This window comes from Psychrobacter proteolyticus, assembly GCF_038155145.1.
GTDB classification, from domain to species: domain Bacteria; phylum Pseudomonadota; class Gammaproteobacteria; order Pseudomonadales; family Moraxellaceae; genus Psychrobacter; species Psychrobacter proteolyticus_B.
The window spans coordinates 1-220 of the sequence record NZ_JBAKAY010000139.1 but is presented as its reverse complement, the minus strand read 5'-3'; the positions used below and the strand labels follow the sequence as shown (position 1 = coordinate 220).

Annotated in this window: 1 pseudogene; it reads right to left on the bottom strand. The window is 42.3% G+C overall.

Annotation, left to right across the window (positions count from 1 at the left end):
• Positions 1 to 85 precede the first annotated feature (85 nt).
• Positions 86 to 211, bottom strand: a pseudogene (locus V6252_RS13275) (DALR anticodon-binding domain-containing protein); the annotation flags it as partial.
• Positions 212 to 220: the final 9 nt, after the last annotated feature.

The window sequence follows — 220 nt, the reverse complement described above, 5'->3', positions numbered from 1 at the left end:
ATCTCGTTCTCCCTACTGGATTTAACTTTCATCATCGAATTAATGCTATCAGCTGTCTATACTCTTGTCACATTTTAGAAAAGTACTACATGCTAGACGGTGGAGACAAGCCTAGCAGACTAAGGCCATTTGCCATTACCTGTCTAACGGCTTTTGAGAGACGCAAACGTGCTTTCATTAAGTCTAGCTCATCCTGACTTGGGGTTTCACCTTACGTCAA